Consider the following 16266-nt stretch of genomic DNA (forward strand, 5'->3'; position numbering starts at 1 on the left):
TTTTCACACAGACTGGGTCGTAAGCTGTACGGGTAGGGAATCGCTGGAGAAGGAAATCACGACGGGGCTGAATACGGTTACAGGTGGCTTGAAGATCGAGACTTGTAGCATGCCGCCTGTCTTGCATTCCTGGCCCGGCTTACAAGGTTTGCCGTGCTCGGAAGGGCTTTTCATATCGTTGCAGCAGTCCATCCCCATGTCGTCCATCATCGCCATGCCCATCGTTTTCATTGGGCAAGGTTCTGTCGGTGTCTGCATGCCCGCCATCCCGCTGAGGGGAAGCGGGCCTCAGGCGAATCCAGTCATCGTTCTGCTGGACCTTGCCGTTCCCTGAATATTCACCACCAAGTTCTTCTTGGCGGACTGCTCAATCGTCAGCGCTTCAGTGCTGCCGCTTTTTACGGAGGCCGCACAGCCGCTCAGCAGAGAAACGGCAACGGCGCATGAAAGGAAGATAAAAAACCCGGTGCTTTTCATTGAATTTCCATATCCAAAAAGGTGTGCATGCACACATAAAGTCAAAGGGTATGCCTCATACACCTTCTGGCCGCTTTAGGCCTTTCAATGAGTCCATGGCGGTCTTCAATGAAGAGTCACAACCCTGTGGCTTTCGCCAATCCTGATCCGGTCCAGTGCCCTGTTTAGAGAATCCAAGGCGTCAAGGAGGGCTTTCGCCTCGATCTCTCGACCATCTCCCCAAAGGCGTTCAGCCATTCTGTTCAGGGCTTGGATGGCGTGCTCAATTTCATGAGCAGTAGCCGTCGCTGCTACTTTACTTTCCGTCTTTTTCATCGGCATTCAGTAACCCTTCTGCAGGGCATTGCTCTGTCTTTCAATTGTTAGCGCGAATACATCGCCCACCGGAACAAGTGCTGCTTTGAGGCTCGGTGAAGCTGTTGTCGTCATCCGAGCCCAGGACTAGGCGCGCCCTTCACGCCTACATCTTGCTAACGACGCAAAATTTATCACCATTGAACCGCCACTACGAGCAGCTGCGAGTGGTTTTCATGCTCTCTGGAATTAGCAACAACACGGCGGGCCTTTGCTCACATTGGAGAAACTGCCTTGTAGGCAGCCATTAACCGAGAGGACATGCAGTGACCACTCAAGCACCGAACCAATCAAGTGATTTTGCAGGATTCGGCCAGCGCCTATAGATCTAGGCATGGCGATGAAACGCAACGAGACCACCGTTAAGGGTAAGCGACCGGCCATGCGAGCGAAGGCATGACCAAAAACTTCCAGCGAGACCACGAAGAAATCGTCTGGTCCGAGGCAATTCCGGACCTGAATATCAGCGAAATCACCGGGTAGTTTTGCGCCAGTACTGCGCAGGCCTGAAACGAGAAAGGGGATCAAGCCGCTAAGTGCTTGATCCCCTACGAATATGGTCGGGACGGAGTGATTCGAACACTCGACCCCTAGCACCCCATCTTCTTTTTCATACTTCTTGAAAGCTTCCAAAATTTTACTCTGGATTTTTCTAAGCTAGTATTTACTTGAGCTCCAGCGGTGTTCTGCTCTACGAGAGTCCAGTAACGTCCATCAAGAGCCGACGTTTTTGTGGGGGTAAAAGTAGGGGGAGTCCATTTCATGGGCAAAATCACCATCAAAGAACTCGAGTCGCTGACCACCAACGATGCCGGCCGCATCCTCCGGGAGGATGGCAATCTGGCCGGTCGAATCTCAGTCCGCAAGGACGGTGTGTCAGTCAGCTTTTTCTATCGTTATCGCTGGGGCGACCAGAACAAAGAGTACGCCTGCGGAACCTGGCCGCGCAAATCCCTGACGGACATCCGCAAGGCGCGTAACCAGGCCAGGGCGCTCATTGATGAGCAGATCAACCCCAACGAGCACAAGAAAACCGCCAAGGCACAGGCATACGCCGCGGCTAACGTAGAGGCCGAACAAGTAAAAACGACGAAAGTGCAAACGCTGACCGTCCAGGATCTGGCCAAGGCGTGGCTGTTGGATGGTGTGGCGCGTAAATATGGCAATGCCGAGTTGCAACGGCGTTTTAACAAGGACCTTTTGCCAGCACTCGGCAGGACAGCGGTGAACAATGTTTCCGAACACGATGTTCGGGCGCTGATCCGCACCGTCGTCAACCGCGGCGCTCACCGGCAAGCCATCAGTTTCTTCGCCGACCTCACCCAGATGTTCAGCTGGGCCAGAAAGCGCCAACCCTGGCGGGTCTTGTTGGTCGAGGGTGATCCGACTGAACTGGTCGACATCTCCCCACTGATCCCTGCCGACTACGAAGCGGAAAGAAGCCGGATCCTTGCCCCGGCTGAGCTGTTGGAGTTGCACAATCGCTTCCAGCAAATGACCGCCGATTACAACGCCCTCCCCGCCGGCCAAAAATACGACGGCATTCGGCCGCTGAAGAAGGAGACCCAACTTGCACTCTGGATCAGCCTGGGCACCTTGTGCCGGATTGGTGAATTGCTCCAGGCCGAATGGAAAAATGTCGATCTGGACCGGCTGACGTGGTTCCTCCCCAGCGAAAACGTCAAAGGCACTCGCGGCAAGAAACAGGACCACCATGTCTTCCTCTCCCCCTTTGCCCTGCATTTCTTTCAGGAACTCAAGACCCTGACGGGCGACTCAGAGTGGTGCTTTCCGAACAAGCAGGATGACGGGCATGTGGACGTAAAAGTGGTGAGCAAACAAGTGGGTGACCGCCAGGCCCGGTTCAAAAACCGTAAGGCCCTCTCGCGACGGCGTCACGACGATACCCTGGTCCTTGCCAACGGCCAGAACGGTGACTGGACGCCGCATGACCTACGCCGCACGGGCGCAACCATGATGCAGGCCTTGGGGGTTAGCCTGGACGTCATCGACCGCTGCCAAAATCATGTGTTGGCCGGCTCCCGGGTGAGACGCCATTACCTGCATCACGATTATGCCGAAGAAAAGAGACGTGCCTGGAACCTGTTGGGCGATCGACTCAGTGCCGCGTTGTCCTCAACCTACGAGCACCCGCCGACCGAGTCGATGATTTCTTTCCCAGCCTATACCGCGACTGGATTGCTACCGACTTCATAAGTCGGCATCTTTAGTACTGAGTACTCATAGTTTCGTATGACATCGCCGAGCGCGCTATTTGGCTCGATTTCTGCCCATCATGACCGGCAGAAATCGGCCAATTGCAGCCATTCAGGCGCGTAGGAAAAATAGAGGTGACCCCGGGCCTGCACGCCGGCGTTATTGACTAAAATCGAAATGCTCGACTGCCGTGCGAATGGCCTGCTGCACGGCTGCGCCATCGGCACTGTCGGCTTTGAGGGCAAGGGCCTTACCACTAGCTGCAATCACTTCTCTGGCCAAAACGTTGGCCCGCTCGTCAGACGATGCAAATGTGAAAGCCACTGCCGCGCCTTCACGGGCGAGGCGTTTGACGATGGCCGCACCGATACCGCGAGAGCCGCCTTGGACGAAAGCCACTTTTCGTTGCAGAGTTTGAGTAGAGGTCATGGTGTATCTCCATCACAAAAAGTTAAGTCAGTCTGACTAAGGCGTGAGCAATCTATTGGCATGGGCTTGTCGGAATATGCATGCATAGCCACGTCTGTGAATGTTGAGGCGCAGAGCATCGCAGTTGGCTGTCAGGTCAGGATTATTGGAGCCCACTTTGGGCAACACGCTCATCAACAATCCAAGAGCTCCTTTCAGTCTCAAATGCATCTATACCGATGCGTTTGCTGGGAACGGGGGGTTGCTGTTTAATGCTGTTTAGGGATTGCCTGAACCAATAAGCGGACGACCGTTACACGACACATCCCAAAACGTCATGATTTGCGTCACCGCGTCATCTATCTGTTTGAGGGGCACACCGTCTCGGGCCAGTACCGAAATCCCCAACAGAAAGCTGTCAAACACCGTAGCCAATGCCTCGGGCACGATCGTGGTTGGCAGCTCCCCGGATTCGATAGCGCGTTCGACACACGCCACCATCGCTGCACGATTCAAGGATCTTGCGTCAGCCAGCGGTTGGGAGATGGCTTTGCTTTCATCCGTGCAGGCACTCAGCAGACCCAGCGCCACCAGGCATCCTGTCGGGTGGTCGGGCTCACACTGCATTCTCGCGGAGCGCCGCAGCGTGAGTTCGATCGACTCTCTCGGGGAGAGCGTGGTATCAAACAGGCTATCAGTCACCCGGCCGTGGGTGTTCAGATAACGTTCCATTACCTCATTGAACAGCGCCTGCTTTGATCCGAATGCAGCGTAGAAGCTGGGTGCGCTGATGCCGCCGCCGATATTTGCCTTGAGCTGGCTGAGTGATGTTGCGTCATAGCCGTGCTCCCAGAACAAATGCATCGCCTGAGTAATTGCCACGCCACGGTCAAAGGTGCGTGGACGTCCCATCTGTGCCATGTGAACCTCCTCTGGATCACTTAAATACTAATCGATATATAAGTCGTTGACTAGATCGCGGCACACCCCCATATTATACCGATCAGTATATATGTGAGGTGACAAATGACTACAGATGAGCGACAGAGCGGAAAGCTTCCGCTAGGAGCCCTGCTTGCACTGGCGATGACGGGTTTCATTTGCATTGTCACCGAGACCTTGCCAGCGGGCTTGCTGCCCGAAATTGGCAGTGGTCTGAGTGTCTCTGCGTCTCTGGCCGGACAGATGGTGACTGTCTATGCGTTAGGGTCGTTGCTGGCGGCAATCCCGCTGACCATTGCCACACAAAGCTGGCGCCGCAGGACGGTACTACTGCTGACGATTGTCGGCTTCCTGGTATTTAACACCCTCACGGCGCTGTCATCCGATTACTGGCTTACGCTGATTGCACGGTTTTTCGCCGGGGTTTCCGCGGGGCTGGCCTGGAGCCTTATCGCGGGCTATGCACGGCGCATGGTCGCCCCTCATTTGCAGGGGCGCGCATTGGCGGTGGCGATGGTAGGTACGCCCATCGCGTTGTCGTTAGGTGTGCCGATGGGAACCTGGCTGGGTGGATTCATGGGCTGGCGCATGGCGTTTGGATTGATGTCCGGCATGACCCTGGTATTAATCGTTTGGGTGCTGATCAAAGTGCCGGATTACCCAGGCCAGTCATCCTCACAGCGCATGCCGTTACGCCAGGTGTTTTTCACCCCAGGCGTCCGCTCGGTATTGGCTGTCGTCTTCACCTGGATGCTGGCCCACAACATTCTCTACACCTATGTCGCGCCCTTCGTCTCCAAGGCTGGGCTGAACAGTGACATCGATTTGGTATTGCTCACATTTGGTGTCGCGGCGCTGGCCAGCATCTGGCTCACGGGCCGACTGGTTGACCGGCACCTGCGAACAACCGTGCTGGCCAGCCTTGCAACATTCGCAGCGGTTTCGATTTTCCTCGGAGTGTTCTCAGGCTCCGGCACGGCCATTTACGTGGGTGTCTTTATTTGGGGGCTGACCTTTGGTGGCGCGGCCACCCTGCTGCAAACAGCACTCGCCGACGCCGCAGGCAAGGGCTCTGACGTAGCGCTCTCCATGAATGTAGTGGTCTGGAACAGTGCTATTGCCGGTGGTGGACTGCTGGGTGGCGTGCTACTCGGCCAATGGGGAACGAGTGCATTTCCTAGCGTGTTGCTGGCGTTGCTATTGATCAGCCTGGCCATTGCATTTCGGGCACGGGCGCATGGTTTTCCGCAAGGCCAACGGCACACCACCCAAGCGATCCACGGTCATTGATCGGGGGGTAGCACGCCTTCGCATGGTCGTAATTTTCAGTCATAACTCGATGGAGAAATAAAATGATAAAGCGCCTTAGATTGGCCCTTGCCGCAGTCGCAATCACCCTGACTTTGCCAGGCTTGGCTCAAGCGGTAGAGTTTCCTGTTCCAGCGGGATTCAAGAGTGAATTCAAAACCATAGACGGCGTCAAGCTCCACTATGTGAAGGGCGGTTCCGGGCCTTTGGTTTATCTGGTCCACGGATTTGGTCAAGCCTGGTATGAGTGGCACAGCTTGATGCCCGAACTCGCGAAGACTCACACCGTAGTTGCGGTGGATTTACCGGGCCTGGGCGAGTCGGAACCGCCCAAGACCAATTACACCGGCACTGACGTCTCGAAATATCTGTTCGCCCTCGCGACACAGCTAAGCGGCAACCAGCCGTTTGACTTGGTTGCGCACGACATCGGTATCTGGAACACCTATCCCATGGCAGTCACCCATCAAAGCCAGATAAGGAAACTGGTGTACATGGAGGCGCCGATTCCCGATAAGCGCATTTACGATTTCCCGGCATTCTCACCACAGGGTGAGTCGCTGGTCTGGCATTTCAGCTTCTTTGCCGCTGGCAACCAATTGGCCGAAAAACTGATCAAAGGGCATGAAAAATTGTTCCTCTCGCACTTCATCAAAGAACACGCGACCAACAAGGATGCCTTTACGCCTGAGCTGCTCGATCTTTACGCCAAGTCATACGCCAAGCCCCATACGCTGAACGCGTCGTTCGAATACTACCGAGCGCTTAACCAATCGGTCATTGAAAACGTCGAGCTGGCAAAGACTCCCCTGAACATGCCCGTGCTGGCAATCGGCGGTGGAGGGCACGGCGGAATGGGGCAATTTCAAGTGGATCAGATGAAAGAGTACGCGACCAATGTAGAAGGCCAGGTCTTGCCCAATTGTGGACACTGGTTGCCGGAGGAGTGCTCCGCTGAATTGAATCCTCTGGTGGTAAAATTCTTGAATAACTGACAGATGTTCTGGATGCGTAGGGTGGCTGCTGTTTGAAACGCGGCGGCCACCGATGTGAGCCGAGTCCTGGGCTTGGCCAATGTCGGCTTTTGGCCGATTTCTGCCTGTCGCCACCTCAGTTATGTGGCTTTGGGCTGGCGATCAGTTAAACATTGAGAGTTGGATGGAGTGATGGGGTTAAATCCAGTCCGGGATACGACTACCGCCCCCTAATGTTTGAGGCTTCAATCGACACGAACCTGTTCGGTGACCCGCGGTAACCGAATGGGGTTTAATGCCAGGCGGGCGAGCAAAGTGAGAGTACCCACTTACATCGACTTGACCGAGACCACTTCCACAAACCTGAATTTTTTTCTGGCCGTCTTAGTAGCTTCTTGTTCTGCAACTAGGGAGCTCAGCGTATCGGCCTCATGTACCATCTCGTGCATCTCGCCTTCAAATTCATTTCCCACACGGAGCGTGACTCTCAACCTAGGTGTGAAGCCTTTTGAGACTGTCTTTTTCTTCGCTGCCTTCACCGGTTGCACGATCACAACATCCGGGACTGCGTCCTGCACGGCTGAGTTAATTGCCGGCGCAGAGGGCTCAGAATCACCGAAGAGCGCCCGGCGCATCTCATCTTCCATCAATTCTGTATTCATACCATTTCTCAGAAGGGGGTTATCTATAACCTAATCGATTCTATCAGGATGGCCGGACTCTGTTGTAAAGCGTCGCTGGGGTGAGACCTCAAGTGGTAAAGGGCCAGCAGATACTGGCGAGCGTAAGCGTCTGTCCATCTGCCGCCTATCATGGCAGGCAGGCAGCTATCGGCCAGGAGCTGCCATTCAATCTCGGGTTGCTAGCGGCTTGACAGCGAAATTTCGCAGTGGACGAGTACATACCTGACCCCATTTCCCCTAACACCACTATTATCCTCTCGACTACTCTAACTTTCCGTGAACATCAGGTAGGGTCTGCTGATGCCTTTGTCAGGAGGCCTCGGTCTGGTTTTCTCAAGATCGTGAACGATTTCACATGAATTCAAGGTATCACCGACGACATGGTGGCCATCGCACGTGGCCGAGCAATACGCAGCTATCGTCGCGGGGCGAACTGTCGTTGCTTATAGCGCCTCCTTTGATCGGCGCCTGCCCACCATCGCCACGGACTAACCGCTCCGGAGCTGACCACCGCCTGCGCAATGCTGCTGTATATTGGTGAATGGGTAAAAGGGCTGGCAATGGCGCTGGATCAAGCTTATCGAGGCCGCTATCGAATGCGGGGTGCTGGAGGTCGGCTCCCACTGCGCCCTGAGCAATGCTCGAATGACCCTGGACGTGCTGTGCTACCTGCAACGTCGCACAAATGGATGTAAATCAACAACCTGGCCTACCGGTAGATCATCAGTAGATACTGCCAAAGCTAATTCAATTTTTCACATAGCTAAATTCAAGCATCTCATGTCTATTGAAAGTATCAGCCAGTACCAATAAGATGATTCTGTAACAACCAAATCAATACTAACATCAAGGAGAGATCTTATGGCACTTAAACCAGGCCCAAAGCCAATTGCTAAATCAACCGGCGAAGTTGATAAGCGTCGTCGTGACAATAAAGACACGCAGGGAAACAATCCCGACTTGAAACCTAGCAAGTCCTCAAAGAAATAGGTTGTCACTGGCAGAAGCTACTTTAATGGTAGCTTTTGTCATTGAGGCTTGTAGGGAATGAAGGCATAGTCGGTAATTTCGATTTATCTGACGATCATTACCCGATCTATGAGCACTATAACAACATATCGGATACCATCATTGCGGCATAGCTTGAGAGTTTAATTCTCTTGGTTTTTCTAGATATCCTCCAAGCTTGCCGTGTACAGTTTTTTTTAACTCTACCGGTGACTGAACTTCCCTTGTTTCGCGAAGAAACTGAGTGACCGCTTTTGGCTGATAGCTGCCCACAATGAATCGCAGCTATCAGCAATGGAGGGGATGATCTGCGCGCGTCATGCTGAAAAGCTACTTCTGATGATTGAAGCTATTCGTGCGCAAGCAAAATTTTCCGATCAATAACGTTCCTCAGACCATGGTTCTCGTAAGGCAATTATCGGATACTGCCATTGCGCCAGCACCCATATTTCAAGGTTGAAACGACTCATGGCAAGGAAGAAGGCAAAAAACTCCACAAGTAACGGCATCCTGATCATTTTCGCTCTGGCCTTCGGCGCAGTCGCATCGATCCCGAAAAATGCTTGGATCGCCATTGGTGTTATTGCTTGCATTGCCGCGGTTTTTTGGCTGCTGGTTCGTCGCTCAAGGCGGCATGCTGAGCAATTGTCAGTGACCATTTCGGAGGCGGAACATCTACGAGAGCATCAACGATCCGGCCTCACTTTCTCTATGCGTGAGGTTTCAGGGAGCCATATGGGTACTGAGGAAGCCTCTGATTTTTACACTGTCCAACTCGGCTCAGCACCTTCAAAGTCCTTCAAAATTCCAAATGCGAGCACGCAAAAACCTGATGTTCGCTGGGTACCAGCAGGTGAATCTGTCACCGTTTCCGGTTTTTCAATTCCCGCTGGCATGTTCTATATGGGCAGCGTGCTAGGTGGCCGGCACGATGCCGAAGAGCCCTCACTGATAAACCCCAAGCTCCGTATCGCAAAGACACACGTCGATCTAGAAGAACGGCGGATGTCCTATTGGCCCAGTTTTCACTCCATCACGTTAGAGGCTCGCCGTGGATACCTTCAATGGCTGGAGGGTGGTCGTCGTTACCCACTGGCAGACACCGGCTACGTCTTTTTGTATTTCTATGGTCTAGAGCGTCGAGCACTCGTTGACGCAGTGAGTGACCCGGGCGTCAAGGCTGAGCTTCCTTTGATCGTCGAAGAAGTCCAGCGTCTATTGAGTATCTACGGGGAAAATAGGTCGTTCAGGGGATATGCAGAAGGTTTTCTTGATTACCTGAGCAGCACCAAGATCGATCCAGACCTTTACCTTGGCCCACCTCCCAACGTTGTCGCTTATAGCTACGAGATGCCACTGCCACTGCGCGTAGGTCTGGGGCAATTCGCCTCCAACAAGCGCCCCCTTGATGCCGATTGGGCATTAGCCTGGGCGCTAGCTGACCCCAACATCAGCAAACGCACGCCCGTGACCCGCTGTAAGGATGTTTTTTCGAGACTGTTCAAGCTTAAGTACACAAGCGCCCATCCTAAGGGTCTTAGCCTGGCGCAGAACAAGACCAAGCTTAAAACCAGCTATCGGCCGGCCTCCGCGGTCTTAATGGCTCCCACGCTTAGCTTGGGTGACCTTCCTGATGTCCTCGCAACGTCAGGCACACGAAAAAGCCTGCAGTTGCTGGTTGAGCTATGCACTACCGAGCTTGAACCCTACAGCCGATATTTGGGCCGCAACCCTGATAGCGCAGACGCTCTCGAAGGTCTTCTGCAGCTCCCCGTCGCTCTCTGGCCGATGGCAGCCCGTACAGAATTGGACGAGCTTCAACTCAGAATTGGCGACGACCTGATTGTCATGAGCTTTGGCGAACTCGCAGGCCGGTTCAAGAGCGCCGGCGCCCTGTCCCGCGACAAAGTACTTGCACTTGCCCGCGCACTGGAATCGCTTCACATTGGTATTGAACCCGACGTACTGGCTGGCAGTAAGACACCGAAGGCAGAGGATCAAATCGCGCTGTTCGTGACTCAACCAGAAGACGGGTCACTGCGAGCTTCTGCAGCTTACAATGCTGCTTCGGTGACGCTCGACCTTGCTAGTGCTGTGGCTTCTGCCGATGGTGATACCTCCACTGAGGAAGTTACGCTGCTTGCTCAACACATCGACTCCTGGAATCACCTGAGTGTGGCCCATCGCAAACGCCTTAAAGCACACCTGCGAATCCAGATCCAGCAACCGCCAACGCTGGCCAGCCTGAAGAAAAAACTCGACCCACTAACGGTCGAAGCCAAACGCACGATTGCCAGCTTCCTGGCCCATCTGGCGCAAGCTGATGGCATCGTCAGCCCATTGGAAGTGAAACTTCTTGAGCGCGTTTACAAGGCCCTGCAGCTAGACAGTCAGTTGCTGTACAGCGATCTCCACGGTGCTGCATCTGGAGCAAGTATTGCCTCCGTAAAACCAAAAGCCGGCATTCCTCGTTCCGAGCCTGGAACCCCGATCACCGCCACTGCGAATCAAGGGTTCGTGCTTGATCACGAGCGCATTGCAGAACTGCAACGAGAAACCGCAGAGGTCTCCGCCCTCCTTGCCAAAGTCTTCACTGATGACCAGGTTGACGAACCGGAACAGTTGGTCGATGTGGCAGGATCAGTACAAGAATCGAGTGCAGACATTGATGGTCTCGATTTAGAACACTCTGCATTCCTTCGGTTGCTGATCTCACGCCCTGAGTGGAGCCGCTCCGAACTTGAAGCTGCCGCCAGCGACATGGAGCTGATGCTCGATGGTGCCCTGGAACAAATTAACGACATGGCTTTTGAACGTTTCGACATGCCCGTCACTGAGGGTGATGACCCTGTCGAGATCAATACAGACATTCTGGAAGAGTTAGCCCTATGAGCACTATCAGAGCCAAGGATCGCGATGCGGTCATCCAGTCGCTACGCGCAGGCGTCGTTCCTCGCGTGGGCCAACACCTGATTCAGGTTGGCCGGGTAGGCGAACTAGATGCACTGATCAAGGACGTCAATCGCCTGGTTGAAAGTGGATCGGCATTTCGAGTCGTCATTGGCGAGTACGGTGCGGGCAAGACGTTTTTTCTGAACCTAGTACGAGCCATTGCCATGGAGCGCAAGCTTGTCACCATGCATGCCGACTTGAACCCAGATCGCAGATTACATGCCACGGGTGGACAAGCACGTTCGCTTTACTCCGAGTTGGCTAAAAACATGTCGACGCGTACGAAGCCCGACGGTGGGGCTATGCAAGGCATTGTTGAGAAATTCATCTCTCAGGCCAAAACCGAAGCCAAGGCGGCGGGTACGGACAGCGAGACTGTTATTCGTGCTCACTTGGCCGAGCTGACCGAGATGGTCAACGGGTATGATTTTGCGGAGGTGATTGCCGCCTATTGCCGAGGTTTCGAAGAAGGCAACGAGCAGCTCAAGGCCGACGCCATCCGTTGGTTGCGTGGAGAGTTCACCACTAAGACTGATGCCCGAGCAGCCTTGGGCGTACGAACCATCATTGATGATGCCTCCGTCTACGATCAGCTCAAGCTCCTGTCGAGATTCGTCAGACTTGCAGGTTTTGGCGGTCTGATGATCTGCCTCGACGAACTGGTCAACCTCTACAAACTGGCCAATACCCAAGCTCGTAATGCCAATTACGAACAGATCCTCCGTATCCTCAATGACTCTCTGCAGGGATCGTCCGAAGGGCTTGGTTTCGTTTTAGGTGGCACGCCTGAGTTTTTGATGGACACTCGTCGGGGGCTATTCAGCTACCCTGCCCTGCAATCTCGATTGGCCGATAACTCGTTTGCGAAATCAGGATTGGTGGATCTGTCGGGGCCGGTCATTCGCCTGACCAGCCTGACCCCGGAAGACTTCTACGTACTGCTTCAGAAACTTCGTCACGTATACGCTGGCGGAGATGCTGAAAAGTACTTACTGCCTGACGAGGCGCTCCCACTGTTTATGGCGCACTGTAATCAGCGCTTGGGGGAAGCCTACTTCCGTACGCCGCGCACCACGATCACAGCGTTCATCAACCTGCTAGCCATCTTGGAGCAAAACCCAGGCGCCGATTGGCGGACGCTGCTTGGAGCTGTCGAGGTCGCCAGGGACTCAGGCGGCGAAGACGATACCAAAGTCGATGCGGACGATGAACTTGCCACCTTCACACTCTGAGTCATCGGGTTTCGATCAACTTGAGTCCCGAATCCAGCGATGGATTTGGGCGGAAGGCTGGACTTCTTTGCGCGACGCCCAGGAATGGGCGGTACCTGTGCTGGTGGATGCCGATCAGGATGTCATCATCGCCGCAGCAACAGCGGCAGGCAAAACCGAGGCTGCTTTTCTTCCCATCCTCACGAATCTGCTGAATCATGATGACCCACCCGGTTCGGTGCTGTATATCAGCCCGCTCAAGGCCCTGATCAACGACCAGTGGGACAGGTTAAGCCGTCTTTGTGAGCAGCTTGAGATTCCCGTAGTGGCTTGGCACGGGGACATCTCCTCAAGCAAAAAACATCGTTTTTTGAAGTCCCCTGAGGGGGTGCTTCTGATCACTCCTGAATCCCTTGAAGCCCTGTTCGTCAACCGCGGTTCTAGTCTTGGCGGGGTGTTCCAGCACCTGCGCTATATCGTCGTGGATGAGCTGCATGCGTTCATCGGTAGCGAACGAGGCAAGCAACTTCAGTCACTGATGCATCGGGTAGAACTTGTTGCCAGGCACCGTCTCCCTAGAGTCGGGCTCTCAGCCACCCTCGGCGACATGAAGATGGCGTCGGAGTTTTTGCGTCCGGGAAATGCCGATGGCGTTACCGTCATTGAATCAAAAAGCTCCAACCAAACTCTCCAGGTGCAAGTTCGTGGTTACATTCAGCCACCCATGAGCGAGCTCAAGAAGAAGCCCGTAAAGCTCTCTGACCAGGCGGAAAATGAAGACGAGACAGAGAACGAGGCAAGCCCAGACTTCGCGATCGCTGATCATCTTTACAAGGTGTTACGCGGCAGTAACAACCTGATTTTCCCAAACAGCCGGTCTCAGGTTGAATGGTACGCAGATCAACTGCGACGGCGCTGCGAGAAAGACGGCGTGCCTAACGAATTCTGGCCTCATCACGGTAGCCTTTCGAAGGACTTACGTGAGCAAGCTGAGCATGCTCTCAAGGCAGGGACTCACGCGGCATCCGCGATTTGCACTACGACGCTTGAGCTCGGCATAGACATCGGCAGCATCAAAACAGTCGTGCAGATTGGTGCCCCACCATCGGTGGCGAGCCTGCGACAACGTCTAGGGCGATCGGGAAGGCGCCCAGGAGAAAAAGCAACGCTGCGCGTTTACTGCAAGGAATCGCCACTCAAAGATGGATCGAGCCTCTCGGATCAACTGCGCCAAGGCTTGGTCCAAACCATTGCCATGGTTCGATTGCTGGCCAAGGGGTGGTTTGAACCTCCCAGGGCTCAAGGCATTCACGCGTCCACCCTCGTTCAACAATGTCTTTCAGTGATTGCCCAGTGCGGCGGTGCATCTGCCGCAGATCTCTGGAAAAGTTTGATTGCTGAGGGAGCATTTCCAAAAGTTGAAAAACCAGACTTTGTGAAGCTGCTCAAGGCGCTCGGAGAACACGAGCTCATTGTTCAGGACAGCTCAGGATTGCTGCTTCCTGGGACGGTTGGAGAGCGATTGATCAACCACTATGAGTTCTACAGCGCATTCACCAGCGACGAAGAATTTCGCCTTGTATGCGATGGTAGGGCACTGGGATCTGTGCCGGTAAGCCGTCCACTGACCAAGGATCAGCGCATTATTTTCGGAGGCCGGAGGTGGCAGGTTCGTGATGTTGATCTCCAGGCCAAAGTCATCATCGTTTCAGCAGCACGCGGTGGTGCCCCTCCTCAGTTCGACGGTCTGGGTGCGATGGTGCATGACAACGTACGCCAAGAAATGCGAGCCGTCTTGGCAGACACACTCCCCTGCCCCTTTATTGATCAAGGGGCTCAAGAGCTTCTCGACGAGGCTCGAAAGACATTTGTTTCGCTGGGCCTTGGTAAGCGCTACATAGTTGAGGCGGGCGGCAAGTGTTATCTGATGAGCTGGCTAGGTGATCATGCCAACGATGCACTGCGCTTGTTACTCAATCATGTCGGCCTTTCTTGTGATAACGCAGGCCTTGCCATTGAGGTTGACGCCGACATCGGTCGAACCCAAATGGCGCTGAAGGAAGTCGGAAGCCTGGATGCCGCTGATCTAGACTCGATACTTTCGGAGGTAGAAAACATGCTGCGCGAAAAGTGGGACTGGGCGCTGCCGCAATCCTTGCTGATGAAGTCGTTTGCTTCCATATCGCTCGATATCTCGACCGCAATTCTTTTTGCACAGAGTCATTCCGTGGAAAAATAAGCGGAAGAAACTGCGCTGCATTGATCCGATGCAACGACACAAAAACACTGCGATGCTTCGCCGCTGGGCTGGTGATGAGTGATCACCACCGGCCCCGCTGTACTTAATCCTGGGCCTGTTTACACGTGTCGGGAATCACACGATAGTTAAGCCAGCGTCAGTCAAACCATCACTTACCGTTTTGCCAGCTGCAGTAAGCGACGACGATCTTCCGCTAGAATTCTCTGCACATTATCCAGACTTCTTTGATCCGCTCGTTTATTAAAGGCTTCCTCCTGCAAGCTTTCAGAAAAAGCCGCCATCCGCTTGTGCCCGATCAACCCCGCCAGCCAGCCGGTCAACTCATTGTTAAAGAATGGATATGCACGATGTGAACCGAGATGAACCGCTACTGCGCGCAGCTCAGTCAGACAAATGACATCCGCGAGATCCTCATCAAAGGTGATCAATCGATCCAGGCAGAAATCTACACCCTTCAAGTCTTGAGGATTTGACAGCGACTCTATGATTCTGAGTATGTACAAATCCCAGGCGCAGTTGTTGATGATCCGAAGAGGTTCTTCCTTGTCCAGGACCGAGTTCAGTTTCTTCGAAAGCGTCGTTTTTTGGGTGTGAAAGAGAATATCGGCGCAAACAATCAGTTCGCGTAGCATGAAGATTTGCAACTCATCGTGCATGAAGTTGAGCAACGCCTCCATCTTCGCTTCCGGTGATGCCTTGGAGCTGCTTTCTAAAATCTTGGCCCGCAAAATCATGCACTCAGCAGCCGCAGCTTGCTGAGCTAAGGCGACGCCCAAACCGCCCTCCAAGCTACGCGAAAAGCCTTCAATCCAATCCTCGGCGAACGCCTCGGCTTGTTCTTGGTAAAAGCTGCGATACCGCTCCCCCCAACCATCACTCAGTGGGGCATTATCAAGCGACAGTGCGTGCACTGCGGCAATCGTTTCTTTGCAGAACTGGCGGGTTTCAGGTGACCACTTTTTCTGCGCCTCACACAGGTAGATGTAAGAATTCAATCTTGCGAGATCATCTACGGAAAACGTCCGATGCAGATCAGCACGCACTGCATCGAGTTCAGGAGAAATACGCTCCGCATATGACAGCTTTCGAATGTAGCTAGCCGCATTCGAATCCAGAAAAAGCGAGCCGCCCAATGTGTAGTTCACTTGCGTCTTGGACAAGGCAAAGGCTTTGTCCAGAATCCAGACGGACTTGCCGCGCAACATGGTCGAAACAAACCCTTTCTTGGAGAACTGCTCCCGTACCAAGCTAAACGGCCCACCCGATTCAGCTGCCGCATACATGATCCGCCAGTCACCGAGCAGCTCGATTTCCTCCTGAAAGCGTTCCAACGCATCCTTTGGGTTATTTGCAGAACACACGTGATGCAATGCCCGTTGGACTTCATACTCAGCGTATTCCTTCACCATCAACCCACTCCTCCCTAGAAATTCCATTCGGACCATCACCATAAAGGCATATTGAAATCACTC

The 16266-nt window shown here is 53.9% G+C and carries 12 protein-coding genes and 2 pseudogenes; 6 read left to right on the plus strand and 8 right to left on the minus strand.

Going from position 1 to position 16266, the window contains the following annotated elements; all coding sequences use genetic code 11:
* Positions 1–3: 3 nt before the first annotated feature.
* The 4 genes and pseudogenes from ACMXYH_RS20045 to ACMXYH_RS20060 all read right to left on the minus strand — a co-directional run.
* Positions 4–282 (minus strand): annotated as a pseudogene (locus ACMXYH_RS20045) (hypothetical protein); the annotation flags it as partial.
* Between the two features lie 6 nt (positions 283–288).
* Complete coding sequence (locus tag ACMXYH_RS20050) at positions 289–477, minus strand: hypothetical protein (RefSeq protein WP_256657578.1); 189 nt, start codon at positions 475–477, stop codon at positions 289–291.
* Between the two features lie 105 nt (positions 478–582).
* The gene (locus tag ACMXYH_RS20055; protein WP_134418714.1) at positions 583–798 is read right to left on the minus strand and encodes a hypothetical protein; all 216 of its coding nucleotides are present in this window, start codon (positions 796–798) and stop codon (positions 583–585) included.
* 222 nt (positions 799–1020) lie between these two features.
* Complete coding sequence (locus ACMXYH_RS20060) at positions 1021–1464, minus strand: hypothetical protein (RefSeq protein ID WP_415764623.1); 444 nt, start codon at positions 1462–1464, stop codon at positions 1021–1023.
* Positions 1465–1593: 129 nt separating this feature from the next.
* Here ACMXYH_RS20060 and ACMXYH_RS20065 point away from each other — a divergent pair, with 129 nt between their 5' ends.
* The gene (locus ACMXYH_RS20065) at positions 1594–3048 is read left to right on the plus strand and encodes a tyrosine-type recombinase/integrase (protein ID WP_415764624.1); all 1455 of its coding nucleotides are present in this window, start codon (positions 1594–1596) and stop codon (positions 3046–3048) included.
* Between the two features lie 80 nt (positions 3049–3128).
* Here ACMXYH_RS20065 and ACMXYH_RS20070 read toward each other — a convergent pair.
* Together ACMXYH_RS20070 and ACMXYH_RS20075 are read right to left on the minus strand one after the other, a co-directional pair.
* A pseudogene (locus ACMXYH_RS20070) lies at positions 3129–3477 on the minus strand (SDR family NAD(P)-dependent oxidoreductase); the annotation flags it as partial.
* Positions 3478–3735: 258 nt separating this feature from the next.
* Complete coding sequence (locus tag ACMXYH_RS20075; protein WP_415764625.1) at positions 3736–4377, minus strand: TetR/AcrR family transcriptional regulator; 642 nt, start codon at positions 4375–4377, stop codon at positions 3736–3738.
* Between the two features lie 105 nt (positions 4378–4482).
* Here ACMXYH_RS20075 and ACMXYH_RS20080 point away from each other — a divergent pair, with 105 nt between their 5' ends.
* The gene (locus ACMXYH_RS20080) at positions 4483–5688 is read left to right on the plus strand and encodes an MFS transporter (RefSeq protein ID WP_415764626.1); all 1206 of its coding nucleotides are present in this window, start codon (positions 4483–4485) and stop codon (positions 5686–5688) included.
* A gap of 62 nt (positions 5689–5750) precedes the next feature.
* Positions 5751–6701: an alpha/beta fold hydrolase gene (locus ACMXYH_RS20085; protein ID WP_415764627.1), complete on the plus strand. Its 951-nt coding sequence runs from the start codon at positions 5751–5753 to the stop codon at positions 6699–6701.
* A gap of 308 nt (positions 6702–7009) precedes the next feature.
* Here the strand turns inward: ACMXYH_RS20085 and ACMXYH_RS20090 are convergent, their stop codons facing one another.
* Positions 7010–7342, minus strand: coding sequence for a hypothetical protein (locus ACMXYH_RS20090; RefSeq protein ID WP_415764629.1), 333 nt, complete (start codon positions 7340–7342; stop codon positions 7010–7012).
* Positions 7343–8839: 1497 nt separating this feature from the next.
* Here ACMXYH_RS20090 and ACMXYH_RS20095 point away from each other — a divergent pair.
* Genes ACMXYH_RS20095 through ACMXYH_RS20105 form a run of 3 tightly spaced genes read left to right on the plus strand, consistent with a single transcriptional unit; the run spans position 8840 to position 14773 of the window.
* A complete protein-coding gene (locus ACMXYH_RS20095) occupies positions 8840–11263 on the plus strand; it encodes a TerB N-terminal domain-containing protein (protein WP_415764630.1) in 2424 nt (807 codons plus the stop codon).
* Positions 11260–12555, plus strand: a complete 1296-nt coding sequence (locus ACMXYH_RS20100) for an ATP-binding protein (protein WP_415764631.1) — start codon at positions 11260–11262, stop codon at positions 12553–12555. The genes ACMXYH_RS20095 and ACMXYH_RS20100 overlap by 4 nt, the downstream gene beginning before the upstream one ends.
* Before the next feature lie 43 nt (positions 12556–12598).
* Complete coding sequence (locus tag ACMXYH_RS20105) at positions 12599–14773, plus strand: DEAD/DEAH box helicase (protein WP_415767729.1); 2175 nt, start codon at positions 12599–12601, stop codon at positions 14771–14773.
* Positions 14774–14946: 173 nt separating this feature from the next.
* Here the strand turns inward: ACMXYH_RS20105 and ACMXYH_RS20110 are convergent, their stop codons facing one another.
* On the minus strand, positions 14947–16203 hold the full coding sequence (locus tag ACMXYH_RS20110) for a hypothetical protein (RefSeq protein ID WP_415764632.1): 1257 nt from the start codon (positions 16201–16203) through the stop codon (positions 14947–14949).
* Positions 16204–16266: the final 63 nt, after the last annotated feature.

The organism is Pseudomonas frigoris (genome assembly GCF_047758635.1).
Lineage (GTDB): Bacteria > Pseudomonadota > Gammaproteobacteria > Pseudomonadales > Pseudomonadaceae > Aquipseudomonas > Aquipseudomonas frigoris.